Source organism: Saccharothrix violaceirubra (assembly GCF_014203755.1).
Lineage (GTDB): Bacteria > Actinomycetota > Actinomycetes > Mycobacteriales > Pseudonocardiaceae > Actinosynnema > Actinosynnema violaceirubrum.
In genome coordinates this window covers 5,693,775-5,713,985 of record NZ_JACHJS010000001.1, presented here as the reverse complement: position 1 = coordinate 5,713,985, position 20,211 = coordinate 5,693,775, and the positions used below count along the sequence as shown (strand labels likewise).

Genomic DNA, 20,211 nt, shown 5'->3' with positions numbered 1-20,211 from the left:
CGACAGCCTCTCTCCCGACCACGTTTCCCCCAGGTTAGCTAGGGTTCGGCGGGTGGACTCCGACTACGACGTGGTGGTGGTCGGCGGCGGGCACAACGGGCTCGTCGCGGCGGCGTACCTGGCCCGCGCCGGGCATTCGGTGCTCGTGCTGGAGAAGCTCGGCCACGTCGGCGGCGCGGCGGTCGGCGAGCACGCGTTCGCGGGCGTGCCGGCCCGGCTGTCCCGCTACTCGTACCTGGTCAGCCTGCTGCCGGACCGGATCGTGGCCGATCTGGGGCTGCGGATCGCGCTGCGGTCGCGTGCGGTGTCCTCGTACACGCCGGAAGGCGACCTGCTGGTCGAGCGGACGCCGGGGGAGCGGACGCGGGCGTCGTTCCGCGCGCTGACGGGATCGGACGCGGAGTTCTCGGCGTGGTGTGATTTCTACGACGACGTGGCGAAGTTCGCGGCCGTCGTGGCGCCGACGCTGCTGGAACCCGTGCCGACCCGGGCGGAATTGCGGTCACGGGTGGACCGGCGGGTGTGGGAGCGCCTGGTGGACCGGCCGCTCGGCGAGACGATCGAGGAGACGTTCGCGCACGACGTGGTGCGCGGCGTCGTCGCCACCGACGGGCTGATCGGCACGCACGCGTCGGCGCACGACCCGCGGGCGAACCGGTGCTTCCTCTACCACCTGGTGGGCAACGGCACGGGGGAGTGGCGGGTCCCGGTCGGCGGGATGGGTGCGGTCACGGCCGAACTCGCCCGCGTGGCGCGGGAAGCCGGCGCGGAGGTCGTGACCGGTGCCGAAGTGTCCACTGTGGACGCCGATGGTCGGGTGGCCGAGGTGGGCTTCGGCGGACGCCGCGTCGGCGCGCGGTTCGTGCTGTCGGGCGTGGCGCCCGGCACGCTGGACGCGTTGCGCGGACGTACGCCCCGGCCGGTGGCGGAAGGCTGCCAGGTCAAGCTGAACATGGTCCTGGAACGCCTGCCCCGGCTGAAGTCGGGCGTGGATCCCCGTGAGGCGTTCGCGGGGACCTTGCACCTCGACGAGTCCTACAGCCGCCTGGAGACCGCGTACCGGGAGAGCGCGTCGGGCGCGCTGCCCGAGGTGCTGCCCGCCGAGATGTACTGCCACACGCTGACCGACCCGTCGATCCTGGCGCCGGGGCTCGTCGAGCGGGGGTGGCACACGCTCACCCTGTTCGGCCTGCACACGCCCGCGTCCCTGTTCGCGGGCGGCGGCCACGAGGACCTGGCCGCCCGCTACCTCGCCGGGCTCGACCGCGTGCTCGCCGAGCCGGTCGCGGACTGCCTGGCCCGCGACCGCGACGGCCGCCCGTGCGTCGAGGTCCGCACCCCGTCGGACCTGGAGGCGGAACTGGGTCTGCCACGCGGCAACATCTTCCACGGCGACCTGGACTGGCCGTTCGGCGACGACGGGCGCTGGGGCGTGGAGACCGACGTGGCGAACCTGTTCGTGTGCGGTTCGGGCGCGCGGCGTGGCGGTGGCGTGAGCGGGATCGGCGGCCACAACGCCGCGATGGCGGTCCTAGAAGCCTTCCAGTAGCCGGACCAGGAGCCTGCTCGCCGACTCGACGCTCGCCGCCGACGTCACCTGGATCTCGGTCTTGCCCTTGCGGCCCACCACGGTGTGCTGCACGACCTCGCCCGAGCCGAGCGTGGCCCGGTACGCCTCGTCGCCGATCCCGGCCACCGGCTCGGGATCCTGGCCCTTGTCCTCGTAGTCGAGCTTGGTGCGGGCGAACGCCTCGGGCCCGGAGGCGGTCTCGATCCGCACCGACGTCGTCGAGCCGCCGCCCTCGTACGAGCACAGGACGGCCGTGCCCTCGATCGTCTCGCGGGTGTGGGCCAGGTTCAGCGACAACGCCGGGCCCACGACGTCGGCCGGCGCCTTGTCGCACCCGATCCCGTTGGGCCGGGTCGCGGACGTGGCCGGCGCCGGCGACGGGGGTTCGGGCGTCGACGTGCACGCACCGAGCACGAGCAGACAGGAGAGCGCGGCGATTTTCCTGGTCACGTACTGTCCTGTCCCTCGGCGGCACCCCGACGTTACCCGAACCGCTCAGTCCGGCAGCCGCTCCAGCCGCACCACGATCGACTTCGACGTGGGCGTGCCCGACACGTCCGCCGTGGAATCCAACGGCACCAACGGGTTCGCCTCCGGGAAGTACGCCGCCGCACACCCGCGTGCCGTCGGGTAGGCCACCACCCGGAACCGCTCGGCCCGGCGCTCCACGATCCCGGTCGGGTCGTCGGGCCACTCCGAGACCAGGTCGACGTAGTGCCCGTCCAGCAGGTCCAGCTCGTCCAGGTCGGCCGGGCTGACGAACACCACGCGGCGACCGTCCTTCACGCCCCGGTAGCGGTCGTCGAGGCCGTAGATCGTGGTGTTGTACTGGTCGTGGCTGCGCAACGTCTGCAACAGCAGTCGACCGGTCGGGACCTTGAGCACCTCCAGCTCGTGCGCGGAGAAGTGCGCCTTGCCCGACCGTGTGCCGGTGAACTCGCGGGCGTCGCGCGGCGCGTGCGGCAGCACGAACCCGTCCGGCCGCCGGACCCGCTCGTTGTAGTCGGCGCAGCCGGGCACGACCCGGGAGATCCGGTCGCGGATCAGGTCGTAGTCCCGCTCGAAGTCCTCCCACGGCACCGGGTGGTCGGGCCCGAGCAGCTCGCGGGCGAGCCGGCACAGGATCGAGACCTCGGACAGCAGCCGGTCGCTCGCCGGCGTCAACCGGCCCCGCGACCGGTGCACGACGGACATCGAGTCCTCGACCGTGACGAACTGCTCGCCGGAGTGCTGGAGGTCGGCCTCGGTGCGGCCCAGCGTGGGCAGGATCAGCGCGGTGCGGCCGTGCACGACGTGCGACCGGTTGAGCTTCGTGGAGACCTGCACGGTCAGTTCGCACGAGCGCAGCGCGGCTTCCGTGACGGCCGTGTCCGGCGACGCGGACGCGAAGTTGCCGCCCACCGCGAAGAACACCTTGGCCGTGCCGTCCCGCATGGCCCGGATCGACGCGACGGTGTCGTGCCCGTGCTCGCGCGGCACGGTGATGCCGAACTCGGTCTCCAGGGCGGCCAGGAACTTCTCCGGCATCTTCTCCCAGATGCCCATCGTCCGGTCGCCCTGCACGTTGGAATGCCCGCGCACCGGGCAGAGGCCCGCGCCCGGCTTGCCGATCATGCCGCGCAGCAGGGCCACGTTCGCGATCTCGCGGATGGCGCGCACGGCGTGCTTGTGCTGCGTAAGGCCCATGGCCCAGCAGAAGATCGTCCGCTCGGAGTCGGCCAGCAGCCGGGCGAAGTGCTCGATCTCGGCGCGCGGCAGGCCGGTGGCCTCGTCGACGGCGGCCCAGTCGAGCGCCTTGGTCTGCTCGACGTAGTCGGCGTACCCGTCGGTGTAGTGCGCCACGAAGTCGGCGTCGGCCGCGTCCCACGACAGCAGCAGGTTGCCCGCCGCGGCGAACAGGGCCTGGTCGCCGCCGAGCCGGATCTGGAGGAAGTCGTCGGCCAACGCCGTGCCGCGGCCGACCACGCCACGCACGTTCTGCGGGTTCTTGAACCGCAGCAACCCGGCCTCGGGCAACGGGTTGACCGCGACGACCCGGGCACCGTTGCGCTTGGCGCTCTCCAGCGCGGACAGCATGCGCGGGTGGTTGGTGCCGGGGTTCTGGCCCACGACCACGATCAGGTCCGCGCGGTCGAAGTCGGCGATGCTCACCGAGCCCTTGCCGATGCCGGTCGTCTCCGACAGCGCGGCGCCGGACGACTCGTGGCACATGTTGGAGCAGTCGGGCAGGTTGTTCGTGCCGAACGACCGCACCATGAGCTGGTAGAGGAACGCGGCCTCGTTGCTGGTGCGACCCGAGGTGTAGAAGAGCGCCTGATCCGGACCGGGCAGCCCGCGCAGCTTCTCACCGATCAACGAGAACGCGTCGCCCCACGAGATCGGTTCGTAGTGCGTGGCCCCCTCGCGCAGCACCACCGGATCGGTGAGCCGGCCCTGTTGCCCGAGCCAGTAGTCCGGCCTGGTCGCCAGTTCGGCGACCGGGTGCGCGGCGAAGAACTCCGGCCCGACCCGGCGCCGGGTGGCCTCCTCGGCGACCGCCTTGGCGCCGTTCTCGCAGAACTCGGCGAGCCGGCGGTGCCCCTGCGGCTCGGGCCAGGCGCAGCCGGGGCAGTCGAAACCCTCGCGCTGGTTGAGCAGGCGCAACGTCGTGGCGGTCCGCACGACCCCCATCTGCTCGACACCGCGTTTGAGCGACACGGCCACCCCGGGCAGCCCCGCGGCCCAGCGCTTGGGCTCGCCGACGTCGAGCCGAGTCTCGTCGATGTCGTGCTCGGGCGGGTTGCGGTCCATGGGCCCATTCTCACCCCGCCGGGCGGCACGGAGTTGTCCACGCGTGCCCGGTTCTCCGGAGGGTGTACCGCGGCGCCGCCGGCACGCCCCGCGCGAGCGCACCGGCGGTCTCCGCGATCGACCGGGCGCCACCGCGACGCGATCCGCTGCCCACGGGCTCCAAGGGGTTGGTCGAGTCCGTGGATTCGCGTCCAACCTGCGGCTTGACCTGGTGATCACCGTCAATTGTGAGCGGGGTCACCGATCGCCGAATCCCCCGAACGAGTGACCCCAGCGCGCCGGACGGCGACGGCGATCCGGGTGACCCCGCCACCACGGCGAACGTCCCGACGTCCCGGCGGGAACCGTTGCGGGTCACACATCCGGCGTACTCCCGGGTGCCGGTACCAGGTATCTGGTTCGAAGTCGATACCCGTGTTTCCGTAGACTTCCCGCGTGACTGAGACCCCCACCGCGGCACAGCGTCCCGAACTCCCGTCGGCGTGGAACCCGGCCGAGGTAGAGGCCGGCCTGTACGAGCGGTGGGTCGAGCGCGGCTACTTCACCGCCGACCCCGGCAGCGACAAGCCGCCGTTCGCGATCATGCTGCCGCCGCCCAACGTCAACGGCAGCCTCCACATGGGCCACGCCCTCAACCACAGCGTCATGGACGCCCTGAGCCGCCGCCGGCGCATGCAGGGCTACGAGGTGCTGTGGCTGCCCGGCACCGACCACGCGGGCATCGCGACCCAGACGGCGGTCGAGCGCGCCCTGGCGAGCGAGGGGCAGTCCCGGCACGACCTGGGCCGCGAGAAGTTCGTCGAGCGCGTGTGGCAGTGGCGTGAGGAGGTCGGCGGCCGGATCCTCGGCCAGATGCGCCGCCTTGGCGACGGCGTGGACTGGTCGCGGCTGCGCTTCACCATGGACGAGGGCCTGTCCGAGGCCGTCCAGACGATCTTCAAGAAGCTCTACGACGACGGCCTGATCTACCGCGCCGAGCGGATCATCAACTGGTGTCCGCGCTGCCGGACCGCGCTGTCGGACATCGAGGTCGACCACTCCGACGACGACGGCGAACTCGTGTCCATCCGCTACGGCGAGGGCGACCGCTCGATCGTCGTGGCCACCACGCGCGCCGAGACCATGCTCGGCGACACGGCCGTGGCCGTGCACCCCGAGGACGAGCGCTACCGCCACCTGATCGGCACCACCGTCGAGGTGCCGCTGACCGGCCGGTTCGTGCCGATCGTGGGCGACGGGCACGTGGACCCGAAGTTCGGCACCGGCGCGGTCAAGGTCACGCCCGCGCACGACCCCAACGACTTCGAGATCGGCCGCCGCCACGACCTGCCCGCGCTCACCGTCATGGACGGGCTCGGCAACATCACGGTCAAGGGCCCCTTCGAGGGCCTCGACCGGTTCGAGGCACGCCCGGCCGTCGTGGCCGCGCTGCGCGAGCAGGGCCGGATCGTCGCCGAGAAGCGGCCGTACACGCACTCGGTGGGCCACTGCTCGCGCTGCGACACCGTGATCGAGCCCCGGCTGTCGCTCCAGTGGTGGGTCAAGGTCGAGCCGCTGGCCCGCGCCGCCGGCGAGGCGGTGCGCGACGGCCGCACGACCATCCACCCGCCGGAGCTGGCCAAGCGCTACTTCGACTGGGTCGACAACCTCAACGACTGGTGCATCTCGCGCCAGCTCTGGTGGGGCCACCGCATCCCGGTCTGGTATGGCCCCGACGGCGAGGTCCGGTGCGTCGGTCCCGATGAGCAGCCGCCCGGCGAGGGCTGGACGCGGGACGAGGACGTGCTCGACACGTGGTTCTCCTCTGGCCTGTGGCCGTTCTCCACGCTGGGCTGGCCGGAGTCCGCCGACGACCTGGCCCGCTTCTACCCGACCGCGGTGCTGTCCACCGGCTACGACATCCTGTTCTTCTGGGTCGTCCGGATGATGATGTTCGGCCTGTACGCGCTGGACGGGAAGCAGCCGTTCGACCACGTCTTCCTGCACGGTCTCATCCGCGACCAACACGGCAAGAAGATGTCCAAGTCGCGGGGCAACGGCATCGACCCCATCGACTGGATGGACGCCTACGGCGCCGACGCCACCCGCTTCACGCTGCTGCGCGGCGCGAACCCCGGTTCGGACCTGGCGCTGGCCGAGGAGTGGGCGGCCGGGTCGCGCAACTTCACCACGAAGCTGTGGAACGCCACCAGGTTCGCCCTGTCCAACGGCGCCACCGTCGAGGGCGGGCTGCCCGACCGCGACGCGCTGACCGACGCGGACCGCTGGATCCTCGACCTGCTCGACCGGCTTGTGTCCGATGTGGACGGTCAGTTCGAGGCGTTCCAGTTCGCCAAGCTGGCCGAGGGGCTCTACCACTTCGTGTGGGACGAGTTCTGCGACTGGTACCTCGAACTGGCCAAGGTCCAGCTCGCCGAGGGCGGCGCCCGCGCCGACGCCACCCGGTCGGTGCTCGGCCACGTGCTCGACGTCGTGCTGCGGCTGCTGCACCCGTTGACGCCGTTCGTCACCGAAACGCTCTGGACGACGCTGACCGGCGGCGAGTCGCTCGTGGTCGCGGACTGGCCCAAGCCGTCCGGCGTCGCGCGCGACGAGGTGGCCGCGACCCGGATCGAGGGCGTGAAGAAGCTCGTCACCGAGGTCCGCCGGTTCCGCTCCGACCAGGGCCTCAAGCCCGCGCAGAAGGTCGCGGGCAAGGTGCGCGGCGCGTGCTGCGTCGACCTGCTCGACCACGTGCCCGCCGTCCGGTCGCTGACCCGGATGACCGAGCCCGAGGACGGGTTCGCGGCCTCGGTGTCGCTGGAGGTCGGCCTGCCCGCCGGTGCCGTGAAGGTCGAACTCGACCTGTCCGGTGCGATCGACGTGGTCGCCGAGCGCAAGCGGTTGGCCAAGGACCTCGCCGTCGCGGAGAAGGAACGCGCGCAGTGCGAGGGCAAGCTGAACAACGCGGCGTTCACGGCCAAGGCACCGGCCGACGTGGTGGAGAAGATCAAGGCCCGGCTGGCCGCCGCCGACGCCGAGATCGACCGCATCCACGCCCGGCTCGAGACGTTGCCGCAGTCGTGAGCGCCGTGGACCCCGCCGCGCTCGAGGACCTGCGCCAGGTCGAGGCGGAACTGGACACCCGCTGGCCGGAGACCAAGCTCGACCCGTCGCTCGACCGGGTGCGCGCGCTGACCGAGATCCTCGGCGACCCGCAGCGCTCGTACCCGGTCGTGCACCTGACCGGCACGAACGGCAAGACGTCGACCTCGCGCATGATCGACGCGCTGTTCACCCGGATCGGCCTGCGCACCGGCCGCTACACCAGCCCGCACCTCCAGCTCGCCACCGAGCGCATCAACGTGGACAACGAGCCGATCAGCCCGGACCGCTACGTCGAGGTGTATCGGGACGTCGAACCGTACGTGTCCATCGTGGACGCGCGCGGCGACGTGCCCATGTCCAAGTTCGAGGTGCTGACCGGCATGGCGTACGCGGCCTTCGCGGACGCCCCGGTCGACGTCGCCGTGGTCGAGGTCGGGCTGGGCGGCACGTGGGACGCGACCAACGTGGCCGACGGCCGGATCGCCGTGATCACGCCGATCGGCCTGGACCACGTCGACTACCTCGGGCCGACGCTGGAGGGCATCGCAGAGGAGAAAGCCGGGATCATCAAGCCCGGTGCCGTCGCCGTGCTCGCCGAGCAGGACCCGGTGGTCGAACGGGTGCTGCTGCGCCGGGCCGCCGAGGTGGACGCGACCGTGGCCCGCCAGGGCGCGGAGTTCGGCGTGCTCGGCCGGGACGTCGCCATCGGCGGGCAGGTGCTGCGCCTCCAGGGGCTCGGCGGGATCTACGAGGACGTGTTCCTGCCGCTGCACGGTGCCCACCAGGCGGCGAACGCGGCGTTGGCGCTGGCGGCCGTGGAGGCGTTCTTCGGTGCCGGCGCGGACCGGCGGCTCGACGTGGAGGCGGTGCGCGAGGCGTTCGCGACCGTGGCCTCGCCCGGCCGGCTCGAACGCGTGCGCTCGGCGCCGACCGTGCTGGTCGACGCGGCGCACAACCCGCACGGCGCGGCGGCGTTGGCCAAGGCGCTGGACGAGGAGTTCGGCTTCCGCAAGCTCGTCGCCGTCGTCGGCGTGATGGCCGACAAGGACGCCGAGGGCATCCTGGTCGCGCTGGAACCCGTCGTGAACGAGGTCGTGCTCACGGCCAACTCGTCGCGGCGGTCCATGGACCCCGACGCGCTGGCGTCGCTGGCCGTGCCGATCTTCGGCGAGGACCGGATGGTGGTCGTGCCGCACCTGGTCGACGCCGTCGAGGAGGCCGTGCGGCTGGCCGAGGAGGACGACGACACCGGCGTGGTGTCCGGTGGCGGCGTGATCGTCACCGGATCGGTCGTGACCGCCGGAGAGGCCCGCGCGTTGTTCGGGAAGGAACCGTCGTGAGCACCCCTCCGCGCAAGGACCCGATGAAGTCGTTCCGGGGCATCATGGCCGGGACGCTGATCCTCGAAGCGATCGTGGTGGCGCTGGCGCTGCCGATCGTCGCCAAGCTCGGCGACGGGATCGGCACCGGCACCGGGTACTTCGTGCTCGGGCTGATCGTCGTGCTGATCGGCACGTGCGGCCTGCTCAAGCGGCCGTGGGCGGTCGGCGTGGTCGCGGTCGTGCACGTCGCCATGATCGCGTCGTGGTGGCTGCTCACCGCGCTCGGCGGCATCGGCGTGGTCTTCACCCTGGTCTGGGTGTACCTGCTGTGGCTGCGGCGCGACGTCGCGCGACGGATGGCCGAGGGCCGGTTGCCCGGCCAACAGGCGTAGTTCACCTCGATGTCGGTCATGGTCGTTAGGAAACGACCATGACCGAAGGTGTGGTGAACCGGCGGACGCTGCTGCGCGCCGGTGCGATCGTCCCGGCCGCGATGCTGCTGCCCGCCGGTGTCGCCTTGGCGCACGGCAAGAACCGGCCCGTTCTCACGCACGGTGTGCAGTCCGGCGACGTGACCGCCGACGGCGCGCTGGTGTGGACGCGGGCCGACCGGCCGTCCCGGATGCTCGTCGAGGTCTCGTCCGACCCGTCCTTCCGCCACCGGCGGGTGGTGCGCGGGCCGCTGCTGACCCCGGAGACCGGCGGCACGGGCAAGGTCCGGCTGCGTGGCCTGGTGCCCGGCCGTCGGGCGTACTACCGGGTCGTCGCCGAGGACCTCGACGGGCGCACGCGCAGTGAAGGTGTCGTCGGCAGCTTCACCACGCCGCCGCTGCTGCGCCGCGACGTGCGGTTCGTGTGGGGCGGCGACGTGGCCGGCCAGGGCTGGGGCAGCAACCCGGACCTGGGCGGCATGCCGCTGTTCGCGGCGATGACCGCCCGGCGGCCGGACTTCTTCGTGCACAGCGGCGACACCGTGTACTCCGACGGCCCGCTCCAGGAGAAGGTGACGCTGGCCGACGGGCGGGTCTGGCGCAACGTCGTGACGCCGGAGAAGCTCAAGGTCGCGGAGACGCTGGACGAGTACCGGGGCCAGTTCGCGTACAACCTGCTCGACCCGAAGGTCCGCGAGTTCGCCGCGCAGGTCCCCGCTTACGCCCAGTGGGACGACCACGAGGTCACCAACAACTGGTACCCCGGCGAGATTCTGGACTACTGCTTACTGGGGTTACGGTAGCATCTTGGCAGATGACCTCTTGCTGGTTGTATCCGGTATCGGTCCAGTTGGCGACATCACCCCTCCTCTGGCCCAGTACAGGGGCAACGCTTGGCGACAATTGTCTAGCGTATTTCTCTAGTGTGGTCGTTGGGTAAATCCTGGACTCGAATTCTCAAGGTAAGCCTCCTGTTTTATGCGAGTGTGCATCACAAGTGGCATCTTGTGCAGATCAGGATGAATCAATGGCCGCTTCTGCTTTGAGTGATAGAACTGTTATCGAGACATTGAAACAAGATCGATCAACTCCGGCGCGCGTCATAGTGCGCAAAGACCGCGGGAGCAGGATGGTTTTTGGAGCTTGTCACCCAAGTCCCACACTGGGTGCATCTTAAACCGCGATGCAGGTCTATATCGGGATCCGCTTGTGCGCTTGCGCGTTCAGCTATGCGATCGGCATATAGAAACTGCAAGTTGATTCGATGTTGGGGTAGTAATTCTCCGCCGCGAATCGCCGCGTCCGGCCTTGTGTCTTCCAGCTTGCCCCAAGTGGTTTTAAGGACTTTTTGACTTTGGCCATCTGCATCCGGGATGAAACAATGCTTCGGATCGCTGTGGCACCTTGCTCAATCTTCTTGGCATGTTCTTCGCTGCCGTTTAATTCATCTAGGTCACCCTGCATGTGCAAGGATCCTTCCGGGGTAGGTCGGAAGTTATTAGTGTTGGCGTCCGTGATACTGCAAAGTCGGAATTACAACGGCAGATCAGCTCTGGTGGATCAGCCGGTCAGGTGCGGCCTTCGTGTCGAGCCAGGCCCTGGCCAACTTGCCCGCCGCCGCGCGGAACACACCGTCGCGGTCGCCGTCGTCGGGCGTAATCGTCTCTGACCGCTTGTCCAGCACGAGGTACCGGTCCGAGCCGCCGTCGGTGTGGAACCGGTAGCGCGCCTCGGCTTCGGTCTCGGCCTCTTTGTGCAGGTACACGAGCATCGCCAACGCGATCACCTCCAGGGCTTGCTGTAGTCCTCATTGGACGCGGGTGGGATCTGGGTTTCCCACCGCGACACCTCGTTTGCTGCCGCGTGAGCGTCCTTGTACGAGGCGTTCGGGTTCTGCTGCCAGTATCGCGCCTCGGCGAGTTCGTGTTCGAGCAGGGCGATGTCCGATGGCTGCGCCTGGCCCGAGCGCAGCCTCAGCCACGCCTCCGCCATGTCGGGGTTGGGGTCGAAGCGGGCCATCACCGTGCCACCGTCGACACCCTCCAGTGGGTGCAGGTCCTCGAACACGTGGTTCTTGATCTGCTCGATCTCGGCGCGGGTGAACCCGGTTCCACCCCCGACCCGGGGTACGTCGGCGACATGGCCCGCGACATCGCCGATGTCATCGGAGCCTCGGATCGACTGGTACGCGTTCTCCGACCAGCGGTCGATGCGGTCGTAGGCACGCAACGACCCGTCGTCCACCGGTCGCGCGCCGCCGGTCTGTCCGGGGCGTGGGAGTTCATCACCCGATCGGGCCGGGGTCTTGAGGTCGTCCAGCACCTTGCGGACCTTGTCGAACACGTCGCCGAGCGTGCGCAGCAGCGGGACGAGCTTGCTGATCGTCCGCACCAGCTTCTTGAGGATGTCGCCGATCTTCGCGCCCCACCGCGCCACGGCCGCTGACGCCTGCGCGACCACGACCGGCGTGGCCAGACCGACGGTGAACGCGACCTCCAGCGCCCAGGCAATCAACCGTCCGACCAGATCGGCGATCAGGTCCCGCACGAACTCGCGCACGACGGCGACCACGACGCCCGCCATCTCCACGGCCGAACCGAACCCGTCGGCAGCGGTGGACGCGCCGCCGAGCACCTCGGCGGTGTTCCCGGCGGCGGCCCGGTAGGCGTCCCCCGCCTGCCCCTGCCACCCTGCGGTGTCGTTGGCCACGTCGCGCGTGTAGTCGTCACGGACCTCGGCCACGGCCTTGGCGACGTTCTTCCACGTAGCCGCGTGGGAGGCGACGAGGTCGGCGTTGCCCGCGAGCCAGTCCAACGCGTCGGACAACGGCTTGACGTGCTCGATCAGCCACGAGACGCCGGCCGACAGCAGCGAGCCCAACGGGTCGATGACGATGCTCAGCGCCTCGAGCCCGACACCCGCGACACCCATGCCGATGTCGATCCAACTGCCGCTCTCGATACCGGACTTGAGGTCGGCGGCGGACTCGGCGATACCGATGCCGGAGTACCACCGCGTGCTGTCCTGAACGGGCGCGATGAGCGGATTGCCGCCGGTCACCGCAGGCTCCCGAACGTGACCGCCGCGTCGTCCTCGCGCTGCTCGTACTCGTCGGCCGTGTACTTCACCTGCGTGGCGATGTCGGCCATCCCCTTGGTGCCGGCCGTCAACGCGTCACTGGCCTGATCTTCGATGCCGCGCACGACGGAGGGCAGGAACTGGCACAGCTGTCCGTAAGCGCCGTCGGCCATGCTCACCGTGCGGGCGGCGTGCACCGCCTCACCCAGCCGCTCGGCTAGTGCTTCGAGCTTGGCGGCATGCGCACGCAGTTCATAGGGCAGAACGTCGTATCCGTTCACAGCCGCCTCCTTTACCTGAGGTACGAGTCGTCGCCGAAGTCGTCGTCATCGCGCCTGCGGGCCCGTGGTGCGGGCGGCGGAGCGTCACCGAACCGATCGCGGTACGCGTCCACGACCATCCGACGGGTGTCCGGCAGGTCGTCACCCACCTGCGACTCCGTGGCGGCTTGAACCTCACCGGCGATTCGCGCGCGAGCGGCGTTCAGGGTGCTCATGAACAGGGGGCCGAGGTCGTCCGGCCGCACCGAGGTCGTCCGATCGGTGAACCGGACGTCCACCGGAGAGCCGGTGGAGTCGACGGTCACGACAACCGCGCCGTTGACGCTGGTCTCCGTCACCCGGATCCGTTCCACCTGGTCGCGCAGCGCCTGCAAGCGATCTGCCCGGCTGCGCATCCCTTCGACCCAGTCGTCGATGCTGCGCTCGGCCTGTCCCGGGTCTCCGCTCAGCAGTCCGTCCCGACGTGGCTCCGCCATACGTTGGTTATAGCCGGACGCCATCGAAGTGATCACGCGATCGGGAGATTTCCACCGGATGAGCGTCTCGGCAGCGAGTGCGATTGCCCGGAGATCACAGAGCGTCTGTATACCCTGAATCGACACTGACCTCGCCGCTCCATACGGAGAAGCGCGTCGACGTCCTGGCCGCCCGCGCGTTCCAGGCGTTCGACGAGTGGCAGCCCATCGACTCCACGCGGGCCGTCGACGGCCGTGTGTACCGGAAGTTCTCGTACGGGCCGAACATCGAGGTCTTCATCCTCGACATGCGCACGTACAAGGACGCGAACACCTCGCCGCGCGACCAGGCCGGGCACATCCTCGGCGACCGCCAGGCCCGCTGGCTGCTCGACTCGCTGAGCCGCTCGCGCGCCATGTGGAAGATCATCGCCGCCGACCTGCCGATCGGGCTGACCGTGCCGGACGGCGCCGACATCGAAGGAGTGGCCAACGGCCTGCCCGGTGCGCCCGGCGGCCGGGAGACCGAGATCGCGTGGCTGCTCAAGGAACTCAAGCGTCGCCGCGTCCGAAACACCGTGTGGCTCACAGCGGACGTGCACTACTCCGCCGCGCACCACTACTCGCCGGACCGCGCGACGTTCCAGGACTTCGACCCGTTCTGGGAGTTCGTGTCCGGGCCGCTGCACGCGGGGGCGTTCGGACCCAACACCCTGGACCCGACGTTCGGTCCGCAGGCGGTCTTCGTGAGCGCGCCGCCGGCGGCGAACACGACGCCGTTGGACGGCTTCCAGCACTTCGGCGAGGTCGAGGTGGCCGCCGACGGGCGCCTTACGGTGTGGCTGCGCGACATCAAGGGGCGCTCGCTCTGGTCCACCACCCTGGACCCACGCCGCTGACCGCGAGTCCTCCACCCGGGCACCCCGAAATACGCACTCGGACACCCTGAAACACGCACTCGGGCACAGCGGACGCGGCATCGTCCCCGGTTCCGCCGTTCCCGAGGCCCTGCGGCTACTCTTTGCCCCACACCGACCCCGTACGAAGGAGTACAGACGGCCGTGAGCGAGCGCACCCTGGTCCTGGTCAAGCCCGATGGCGTCAGCCGTGGACTGGTCGGCGAGGTGATCTCGCGCATCGAGCGCAAGGGCCTCCGACTGGCCGCGCTGGAACTGCGCACCGTCGACGAGGCCACCGCCAAGCAGCACTACGCCGAGCACGACGGCAAGTCGTTCTTCAACGACCTCGTCGAGTTCATCACCGGCGGTCCGCTGGTCGCGATCGTCGTCGAGGGCACCCGGGCGATCTCGGCGTTCCGCCAGCTCGCCGGCGGCACCGACCCGGTGGAGAAGGCCACGCCGGGCACGATCCGCGGCGACTTCGGCCTGGAGGTCCAGTTCAACCTCGTGCACGGCTCCGACTCGGTCGAGTCGGCCGAGCGCGAGATCAAGATCTGGTTCCCCGCGCTCTGAGGCCACCGGTCGAGGCGCGGCGACGGGGCGAGGACCCGTTGCCGCCCTCGGCCGAACCGTGCAGCACCGTCCCCTCCGGGTAGCCCAGCGGCAGGTACATGCGCACCGAGTCGAACCGGGTGTCGCCCACGGCGACGGAGTTGGGCAACCTGCCCCACTCCCGGAAGCCCAGGGACTCGTACAGCCCGATCGCGTTGCGGTTGTTGCCCCGCACACCCAACGTGAGCAGCTCCAGCCCCGCCGCCCTGGTCGTGGCGATCACGTCCGCCACGAGCAGCGCGCCCAGGCCCAGGCCACGAGCCCTCGGGTGCGCGGTCACGCGGCGCAGCTCGGCACAGCCCGCGAACACGCCCATGCCCTCGCCGTGCCACGCGGCCGTGCCGCTGATCACGCCGTCCACCCGCGCCAGGACGAGCCCGCCCCGGCCCCGGGTCACGTCGTCGAAGACGGAGTCCAGCCACGCGTCCGTCGCGGTCCGGTCCGGCGGGTTCGGATAGCCGATGGCACCGCCCGCCGCCACGACGTCGTGCAGCACCTCGTGGACTCCGGCGCGCAGGTGTTCGTCCGGTTCGTCGGGTCTGATGAGGTCGATCTCCACGGACCGAGCGTAAAACCCGCGGGGGATTGTCGGACCGCGCGGTTACCGTGATCCCCGTGACCACGACCCTTGTCGAAGCCAAGGCGTTGACCAAGCACTTCGGGACGTTCGAGGCCGTGCGCGGCATCGACGTCCAGGTGCGGGCCGGTGAGGCGTTCGGCTTCCTCGGCCCCAACGGTGCGGGCAAGTCGTCGACCGTGCGGATGGTCTCGTGCGTCTCGCCGCGTTCCGGCGGCGACCTGACCGTGTTCGGGCTCGACCCCGAGCGCGATGGTCCGAGCATTCGTGCCCGGCTGGGCGTCGTGCCGCAGCAGGACAACCTCGACAACGAGCTGACCGTGCGGCAGAACCTGGAGATCTACGGCCGGTACTTCGGGTTGTCGCGGTCCACCGTGCGGGCCAAGGCCGCGGAGCTGCTGGAGTTCGCGCAGCTCACGGACAAGGCCGACGCCGAGGTGGACTCGTTGTCGGGCGGCATGAAGCGGCGGCTGACCATCGCCCGGTCACTGGTCAACGAGCCCGAGCTGCTGCTGCTCGACGAGCCGACCACCGGCCTCGACCCGCAGGCCCGGCACCTGTTGTGGGACCGCCTTTTCCGGCTCAAGCAGTCCGGCGTCACGTTGATCATCACGACCCACTACATGGACGAGGCCGAGCAGCTCTGCGACAGGTTGGTGGTCATGGACGGTGGGCTGATCGCCGCCGAGGGGTCCCCGGCCGACCTCATCCGGCGGTACTCGACGCGGGAGGTGCTCGAACTGCGGTTCCCGCCGGACGGCCAGGACCCCGACCTCGTCGACGGGCTCGCCGACCGGGTCGAGGTCCTGCCCGATCGGCTGCTGCTCTACACCGACGACGGGGAGGCCACGCTCGCCGCCGTCCACTCGCGGGGTGTGCGTCCGACGTCCAGCCTGGTGCGCCGGTCGTCGCTGGAGGACGTCTTTCTCCGACTGACCGGACGGACGTTGGTGGACTGATGGCGGTCGTCCTCGGGCCCGTGCGGGCCGTGCTGGTCTGCGTCGAGCACCGGTTGACCTGGTATCGGCGCAACTGGCGGGCGTCGGTGGTGTCCAACTTCCTCCAGCCCGTGCTGTTCCTGCTCGCCCTGGGACTGGGTTTCGGGTCCCAGGTGCGGCCGGGCCCGGCGACCGGCGGGCTGCCGTACGTGGAGTTCCTCGCGCCCGCGCTGCTGGTCGTCACGGCACTCCAGGCCACGATCCAGGAGTCGACGTACGCGGTGCTGTCGGCGTTGAAGTGGGAGAAGAGGTACGTGGGCCTGGTGGCCACGCCGGTCACGCCGGCCCAGGTCCTCTACGGACACCTGGTGTGGATCGCGGCGCAGTCGGCATTGGCGACGACGGCGTTCCTGGTTGTCGCCGCCCTGCTGGGCGCGGTCACGAGCCCGCTCGCGGTGCTGGCCGTGCCCGCCGCCGTGCTCGCGGGCATGGCGTTCAGCGCGCCGACGGTGGCGTTCAGCGTGACCCGGGAGCAACCGGCCGGGTTCGGCGCCCTGCACCGGTTCCTGGTGATGCCGATGGTGTTGTTCGGCGGCACGTACTTCCCGCTCGACCAGTTGCCCGACTGGCTGCACCCGGTCGTCTGGCTGACGCCGGTGTGGCACGGCGTCGAGCTGTGCCGGGGCCTCGCGCTCGGCGGCCTGTCGCCCCTGGCCGCCCTCGGGCACGTCGCCTACCTGGCCGCGTTGGTCGTGCTCGGCACCGTGCCGGCCCGCCGCTTCTTCCACCGGAGGTTGACCCAGTGATCCGCACCCGCCCGCCGCGCGGCGAGGTCGGCGCGCCCGACCGCCGGGGTCCGCGCACCCGCGGCCCCGGTCGTCCGCCCACGCCGACCCACGCGGGGGAGGAGCGCCGATGAGCACGGGTCTCACGCTGCGGATCGTGCCGCCCGGCCTGTACGCGCGTCGGGCGCACGTCCTGGTCGAACGGTCGTACCTGGTCCACCGCCGGGCGGCGCTGTCGCTGGTGTCCGGGTTCTTCGAGCCGCTGTTCTTCCTGCTCTCGCTGGGCTTCGGGTTCGGGCAACTCGTCACTTCGGTGGACGCGCCGGGTGGACCGGTCGACTACGCCACGTACGTCGCGCCCGCGCTGCTGGCCGCGTCCGCGATGAACGGCGCCGTGTTCGAGTCGACGTTCAACGTCTTCTTCAAGTTCAAGTACGCCAAGACCTACGACGCGGTCCTGGCCACGCCCATGGGCCCGGTCGACATCGCGCTCGGCGAGGCGATGTGGTGCCTGGCGCGCGGCGGCCTGTACTCGGTCGGGTTCCTGGCGGTGATGGCCGTGCTGGGCCTCGTGTCGACGCCTTGGGCGCTGCTCGTGGTGCCCGCCGCGCTGCTGGTGGCGCTCGGGTTCGCCGCCGTGGGCATGGCCGCGACCACGTTCATGCGAACGTGGCACGACTTCGACCTCGTGCTGCTCGCGGTCACGCCGATGTTCCTGTTCTCGACCACGTTCTTCCCGCTGTCGGTGTACCCGGGGCCGTTCCAGGAGGTCGTCCGCTGGACGCCGCTCTACCACGCGATCGAGCTGGTGCGGTCGTTGGCGGCCGGGAACCTGCACGTCGGACTGCTGGTCCACGCCCTGTACTTCGTGGCCCTGACCGTGGTCGGGCTCGTGGTCGCGGCCCGCCGGATCGGCCGGTTGCTGCTGACCTGAAGCGGGTCGACACTGGTCCGACCACCACTCCGGGAGGTCATCGTGGACGTCCTCGTGTTGATCGGTCGAATCCTCTTCGTGTTCCTCTTCTTCGGCTCGGCGATCGGGCACCTCACCCAGACCGAGGCGATGGCCGGGTATGCGGCGTCGAAGGGCGTGCCGCAGCCGAAGCTCGCCACGGCGGGCAGCGGCGTGCTCATGATCGTGGCCGCGCTGATGCTGCTGCTCGGCGTGTGGGCCGACCTCGGCGCGTTGCTGCTGGTGGTCTTCCTGCTGCCGACCGCGTTCCTCATGCACGACTTCTGGAAGCAGACCGATCCCCAGGCCAAACAGCAGGAGATGATCGCGTTCAACAAGGACCTCTCGCTCGCGGGCGGCGCGCTGATGTTCTTCGGCGTCTACGCCGGCGTGGGCGCCGACCTGGGCCTGACGGTGACCGGACCGCTGTTCTGAGGTCCTCGGGCCCTGCCGTTACGCTGGAAAGCGTGAGTGCTGAGTCCGTCTTCCCCGCGCTGGAACCCCTTCTGCCGAAGGTCGCCAAGCCGGTGCAGTACGTCGGCGGGGAGTTGAACGCGACCGTCAAGGACTGGGACGGCGCGGCCGTGCGGTGGGCGTTGATGTACCCCGACGCCTACGAGGTCGGCCTGCCCAACCAGGGCGTCATGATCCTCTACGAGGTCCTGAACGAGCAGCCCGACGTGCTGGCCGAACGCACCTACGCGGTGTGGCCGGACCTGGAAGCGCTGATGCGCGAGCACGGCGTGCCGCAGTTCACCGTCGACGGCCACCGGCCGGTCGGCGCGTTCGACCTGCTCGGCGTCAGCTTCTCCACGGAACTGGGCTACACCAACCTGCTCAACGCCCTTGACCTCGCGGGCGTCCCGATCCACGCCGCCGACCGCACCGAAGACCATCCGATCGTGGTCGCCGGTGGTCACGCCGCGTTCAACCCGGAACCGATCTCCCCGTTCGTCGACGCCGCCGTGCTCGGCGACGGCGAGGAGGCGGTCCTGGAGATCACCGACCTGGTGCGGGCGTGGAAGGCCGAGGGCCGGCCGGGCGGGCGCGACGAGATCCTGACCCGACTCGCCGAGACCGGCGGCGTCTACGTGCCCCGGTTCTACGATGTCGAATACCTGCCGGACGGGCGCATCCAGCGCGTGGTGCCCAACCGCGAGCGCGTGCCGTACCGGGTGTTCAAGCGCACCACGATGGACCTCGACGCGTGGCCGTACCCCAAGCAGCCCCTGGTGCCCCTCGCGGAGAGCGTGCACGAGCGGATGAGCGTGGAGATCTTCCGGGGCTGCACGCGCGGCTGCCGGTTCTGCCAGGCGGGCATGATCACCCGTCCGGTGCGCGAACGCTCGATCGAGGGCATCGGCGCGATGGTCCAGCGCGGTCTGGAGGCGACCGGCTTCGAGGAGGTCGGCCTGCTGTCGCTGTCCAGCGCCGACCACTCCGAGATCGCCGAGATCACCAAGGGCTTGGCCGACCGCTACGAGGGCACGAACACCAGCCTGTCGCTGCCGTCGACCCGTGTGGACGCGTTCAACATCGACCTGGCCAACGAGCTGTCGCGCAACGGCCGCCGCTCCGGCCTGACGTTCGCGCCCGAGGGCGGCAGCGAGCGCATCCGCCGCGTCATCAACAAGATGGTGTCCGAAGAGGACCTCATCAGGACGGTCGGCGCCGCGTTCCAGGCGGGCTGGCGGCAGGTGAAGCTGTACTTCATGTGCGGTCTGCCCACCGAGACCGACGAGGACGTCCTCCAGATCGCGGAGATGGCCAAGAACGTCATCCGCAAGGGCCGTGAGGTCAGCGGGCGCAAGGACATCCGCTGCACGATCTCCATCGGCGGGTTCGTGCCCAAGCCGCACACCCCGTTCCAGTGGGCCGGCCAGTGCGACCCGGACACCGTCGACTCGCGACTGCGCAAGCTGCGCGAGGCCGTCAACGCCGACCGCTCGCTTGGCCGCAACATCGGCATGCGCTACCACGACGGCAAGCCCTCGCTGATCGAAGGACTGCTGTCCCGGGGCGACCGGCGCATCGGCCTGGTGATCGAACGGGTGTGGCGCGAGGGCGGCCGGTTCGACGGCTGGTCCGAGCACTTCTCCTACGAGCGCTGGGTCGAGGCCGCCGCGGCCGAACTCGGGCCGCTGGGCGTCGACCTCGACTGGTTCACCACGCGCGAGCGCGAGGAACTCGAGGTCCTGCCCTGGGACCACCTCGACTCGGGCCTGGACAAGGAGTGGCTCTGGGCCGACTGGCAGGACGCCCTCGACGAGCGCGAGCAGGACGACTGCCGCTGGACGCCGTGCTTCGACTGCGGCGTGTGCCCGGCCATGGGCACCGACATCGAGGTCGGGCCGACCGGCCGGACGCTGCTGCCGATCTCGCCCGTCGGCAAGGGTTCGCCGGTCCGCAACCCGGCGTTGACCAAGGGGTGACC

General features: G+C 70.2%; 18 protein-coding genes and 2 pseudogenes. 12 read left to right on the top strand and 8 right to left on the bottom strand.

The genetic code is table 11. The features are described from left to right. Nucleotides 1-52 precede the first annotated feature (52 nt). A complete protein-coding gene (locus F4559_RS26240) occupies nt 53-1,549 on the top strand; it encodes a phytoene desaturase family protein (protein WP_184673059.1) in 1,497 nt (498 codons plus the stop codon). Here F4559_RS26240 and F4559_RS26235 read toward each other — a convergent pair. Both F4559_RS26235 and F4559_RS26230 read right to left on the bottom strand, forming a co-directional pair. Continuing rightward, the gene (locus F4559_RS26235; RefSeq protein WP_184673057.1) at nt 1,532-2,020 is read right to left on the bottom strand and encodes a hypothetical protein; all 489 of its coding nucleotides are present in this window, start codon (nt 2,018-2,020) and stop codon (nt 1,532-1,534) included. The genes F4559_RS26240 and F4559_RS26235 overlap by 18 nt on opposite strands. A gap of 45 nt (nt 2,021-2,065) precedes the next feature. Next, the gene (locus tag F4559_RS26230) at nt 2,066-4,360 is read right to left on the bottom strand and encodes an FdhF/YdeP family oxidoreductase (RefSeq protein WP_184673055.1); all 2,295 of its coding nucleotides are present in this window, start codon (nt 4,358-4,360) and stop codon (nt 2,066-2,068) included. 435 nt (nt 4,361-4,795) lie between these two features. Here F4559_RS26230 and F4559_RS26225 point away from each other — a divergent pair, with 435 nt between their 5' ends. The 4 genes and pseudogenes from F4559_RS26225 to F4559_RS26210 form a co-directional block, all read left to right on the top strand. Further along, nucleotides 4,796-7,426: a valine--tRNA ligase gene (locus F4559_RS26225; protein ID WP_184673052.1), complete on the top strand. Its 2,631-nt coding sequence runs from the start codon at nt 4,796-4,798 to the stop codon at nt 7,424-7,426. Continuing rightward, nucleotides 7,423-8,787, top strand: coding sequence for a bifunctional tetrahydrofolate synthase/dihydrofolate synthase (gene folC, locus F4559_RS26220; protein ID WP_184673044.1), 1,365 nt, complete (start codon nt 7,423-7,425; stop codon nt 8,785-8,787). The genes F4559_RS26225 and folC overlap by 4 nt, the downstream gene beginning before the upstream one ends. A 23-nt stretch (nt 8,788-8,810) precedes the next feature. Further along, the gene (locus F4559_RS26215) at nt 8,811-9,161 is read left to right on the top strand and encodes a DUF4233 domain-containing protein (RefSeq protein WP_184676227.1); all 351 of its coding nucleotides are present in this window, start codon (nt 8,811-8,813) and stop codon (nt 9,159-9,161) included. 38 nt (nt 9,162-9,199) lie between these two features. Beyond that, nucleotides 9,200-9,979 (top strand): annotated as a pseudogene (locus F4559_RS26210) (alkaline phosphatase D family protein); the annotation flags it as partial. 448 nt (nt 9,980-10,427) lie between these two features. Here F4559_RS26210 and F4559_RS26205 read toward each other — a convergent pair. From F4559_RS26205 to F4559_RS36560, 5 genes are all read right to left on the bottom strand, one after another. After that, nucleotides 10,428-10,664, bottom strand: coding sequence for a hypothetical protein (locus tag F4559_RS26205; protein WP_184673040.1), 237 nt, complete (start codon nt 10,662-10,664; stop codon nt 10,428-10,430). An 82-nt stretch (nt 10,665-10,746) separates the two neighbouring features. Next, entirely contained in the window at nt 10,747-10,977 is a 231-nt protein-coding gene (locus tag F4559_RS26200; RefSeq protein WP_184673038.1) for a hypothetical protein, read from the bottom strand. A gap of 5 nt (nt 10,978-10,982) precedes the next feature. After that, the gene (locus F4559_RS26195) at nt 10,983-12,260 is read right to left on the bottom strand and encodes a WXG100 family type VII secretion target (protein ID WP_184673036.1); all 1,278 of its coding nucleotides are present in this window, start codon (nt 12,258-12,260) and stop codon (nt 10,983-10,985) included. Next, a complete protein-coding gene (locus F4559_RS26190; RefSeq protein ID WP_184673033.1) occupies nt 12,257-12,559 on the bottom strand; it encodes a type VII secretion target in 303 nt (100 codons plus the stop codon). The genes F4559_RS26195 and F4559_RS26190 overlap by 4 nt, the downstream gene beginning before the upstream one ends. A gap of 11 nt (nt 12,560-12,570) precedes the next feature. Next, entirely contained in the window at nt 12,571-13,161 is a 591-nt protein-coding gene (locus tag F4559_RS36560) for a YbaB/EbfC family nucleoid-associated protein (protein WP_184673031.1), read from the bottom strand. A gap of 8 nt (nt 13,162-13,169) precedes the next feature. Between F4559_RS36560 and F4559_RS26180 the strand changes: the two are divergent. Continuing rightward, nucleotides 13,170-13,913 (top strand): annotated as a pseudogene (locus F4559_RS26180) (alkaline phosphatase D family protein); the annotation flags it as partial. 162 nt (nt 13,914-14,075) lie between these two features. Continuing rightward, complete coding sequence (ndk, locus tag F4559_RS26175; protein WP_184673027.1) at nt 14,076-14,486, top strand: nucleoside-diphosphate kinase; 411 nt, start codon at nt 14,076-14,078, stop codon at nt 14,484-14,486. Here ndk and F4559_RS26170 read toward each other — a convergent pair. Further along, nucleotides 14,461-15,084: a GNAT family N-acetyltransferase gene (locus F4559_RS26170; protein ID WP_184673025.1), complete on the bottom strand. Its 624-nt coding sequence runs from the start codon at nt 15,082-15,084 to the stop codon at nt 14,461-14,463. The two genes, ndk and F4559_RS26170, sit on opposite strands and share 26 nt — an antisense overlap. Nucleotides 15,085-15,140: 56 nt before the next feature. Between F4559_RS26170 and F4559_RS26165 the strand changes: the two genes are divergently transcribed. From F4559_RS26165 to F4559_RS26145, 5 genes are all read left to right on the top strand, one after another. Further along, nucleotides 15,141-16,061 (top strand): ABC transporter ATP-binding protein, encoded by a 921-nt coding sequence (locus F4559_RS26165; RefSeq protein ID WP_184673023.1) that lies wholly within the window; start codon nt 15,141-15,143, stop codon nt 16,059-16,061. After that, complete coding sequence (locus F4559_RS26160; RefSeq protein ID WP_184673021.1) at nt 16,061-16,846, top strand: ABC transporter permease; 786 nt, start codon at nt 16,061-16,063, stop codon at nt 16,844-16,846. Before F4559_RS26165 ends, F4559_RS26160 begins: the two co-directional genes overlap by 1 nt. Nucleotides 16,847-16,955: 109 nt before the next feature. Continuing rightward, nucleotides 16,956-17,759: an ABC transporter permease gene (locus tag F4559_RS26155; protein ID WP_184673019.1), complete on the top strand. Its 804-nt coding sequence runs from the start codon at nt 16,956-16,958 to the stop codon at nt 17,757-17,759. A gap of 42 nt (nt 17,760-17,801) precedes the next feature. Beyond that, the gene (locus tag F4559_RS26150) at nt 17,802-18,212 is read left to right on the top strand and encodes a DoxX family protein (protein WP_184673017.1); all 411 of its coding nucleotides are present in this window, start codon (nt 17,802-17,804) and stop codon (nt 18,210-18,212) included. A gap of 32 nt (nt 18,213-18,244) precedes the next feature. Beyond that, the gene (locus F4559_RS26145) at nt 18,245-20,209 is read left to right on the top strand and encodes a TIGR03960 family B12-binding radical SAM protein (protein ID WP_184673015.1); all 1,965 of its coding nucleotides are present in this window, start codon (nt 18,245-18,247) and stop codon (nt 20,207-20,209) included. Nucleotides 20,210-20,211: the final 2 nt, after the last annotated feature.

Coding starts and splice junctions, on each gene's coding strand:
- F4559_RS26230 (WP_184673055.1), bottom strand. CDS start 4,360: ATGGACCGCAACCCGCCCGAGCACGACATCGACGAGACTCGGCTCGAC.
- F4559_RS26215 (WP_184676227.1), top strand. CDS start 8,811: ATGAAGTCGTTCCGGGGCATCATGGCCGGGACGCTGATCCTCGAAGCG.
- F4559_RS26205 (WP_184673040.1), bottom strand. CDS start 10,664: ATGCAGGGTGACCTAGATGAATTAAACGGCAGCGAAGAACATGCCAAG.
- F4559_RS26160 (WP_184673021.1), top strand. CDS start 16,061: ATGGCGGTCGTCCTCGGGCCCGTGCGGGCCGTGCTGGTCTGCGTCGAG.
- F4559_RS26155 (WP_184673019.1), top strand. CDS start 16,956: ATGAGCACGGGTCTCACGCTGCGGATCGTGCCGCCCGGCCTGTACGCG.